Here is a 1,558-nt window from a genome sequence, read left to right as displayed (position 1 = left end):
TCTTCTGGTTGCTCTGGAGTCTCAGGGTCTTCCGGATTCACTGGTGGGATTTCACATTTACATTTAGTTCCGACTTTTACAATCTTCTTAACTGATTCTTCTATGATGTTTTCTTCCCTAGAAACTTCTTTACTATTTTCTATTGTAATTGTGGTTTCTTTTTTACCAGTTTTTCCTTCTTGAACTGTTTCAGACTTACCAGCTTCCATTTCTGCATCTTCAATAATTTCTACTTCGAAAGGAACTTCATTTTCAACCGTTACTTTACCATCAGTCTTAGAACCATATTCATAAACTGCATCAGTAGGTTCGGTTCTTTCAACTTTCGTTTCAAATTTGCCAGTTTCTTTATTGAAACTAGTCGTGATGATCACTTTTCCTGAAGTACCATCCTTAATTTTTTTGATTTCTCCATCTTTAAGCTCAGGATTATGTTTGTATTGAGTATTGTTAGGAATTGATTCTTCCTTAACAACAGGTCTAGTACCAACTTTAACGACTCTCTTAACTGAATCCTTGGCTTCTTCCTTAGTAACAAGCTTACCTTGATCTTTATCGTAAGAAGTAGTAATTGTAACTTTTCCATTTTCACCTGGTGTTACTTCTTCTTCTTTGCCCATTTCAACGTTTTCATCATAAATATACTCTGTTTCAAATGGTTTTTCTACTTCTTTCACAATTGGTTTAGTACCGATCTTAATAACTTTTTCTACAGGATCTTTCGTTGTCTTAAATTCGCCTGCTTTGGTTTCAACAACTTTACCATCCTTGATTACAAGAGTATTCGTTCTTTCTTGTTCACCTGGTGTTCCTCCAGTTTCTTTACGTTGGCCTGCTTCAAGAGTATCGTCATACTCAACTCTAGTTTCGAAAGGAATTTCTTTCTTCTCTTTGATTTCATGAGTACCCTCGGAAGTTCCCTTACCTACTTGGATTAGGGCATCTTCTGATAGAACGATTTCTTCTTTTGGTTCACCATCGACTTTAGAGTCTTTAATTGTCCAAGTTGTAGTTTTTGTTCCAACTTTACCAGGTTTCACAATTCTGTATTCACCTTTTTGAAGGTTGTCGACTTCCTCTACTTTGTAGCCAAATGGTAATTCTTCTGTGTGTTTTACTTCACCTTCAAATTCTTGGCTACCAACTTCAATAATTTCTTTAACCGGCGCTTTGGTTTCTTTTGGTTCTGAAGTATTGGTTACTTTTGAGTTTTCAATCGTAATCGTATATTCTTCTTCCCCTTCAACACCTTGTTGAACTACCTTGTGCTCACCCTTCTTAAGTTCTGGGTTTACTCTTACCTCAACTTCAAATGGTTTCTTACTTGTGTAAGTGTGAGTGCCATCCGTCTTCGCTGGGCCTACTTTAACAATGCGTTTAATTGGCGCTTTAGTTTGTTTAGTTTCGCCATTTTCAGACTTAGTAACTTCGCCATTCACAATTGTGTGAGTTATGGTTGTTTCTTCCTCACCAAGTTCACCATTTTGAATAACTTCAGTTGTACCTGGTTCGAGTGAATTATCGATAATGTATTCTGTTTCAAACTCAATCGCCTTGG

General features: G+C 36.5%; 1 protein-coding gene. It reads right to left on the bottom strand.

Annotation, left to right across the window (positions count from 1 at the left end):
- Nucleotides 1–1,558: G5 domain-containing protein (locus HMPREF2811_RS09285; protein ID WP_210386574.1), on the bottom strand; the 1,558-nt coding region annotated here is incomplete at both ends.

The sequence above is a fragment of the Globicatella sp. HMSC072A10 genome (assembly GCF_001811625.1).
Taxonomy (GTDB): Bacteria; Bacillota; Bacilli; order Lactobacillales; family Aerococcaceae; genus Globicatella; species Globicatella sanguinis.
Note: the sequence above shows the minus strand (reverse complement) of the source record. Positions and strands in the feature narration are given on the sequence as shown.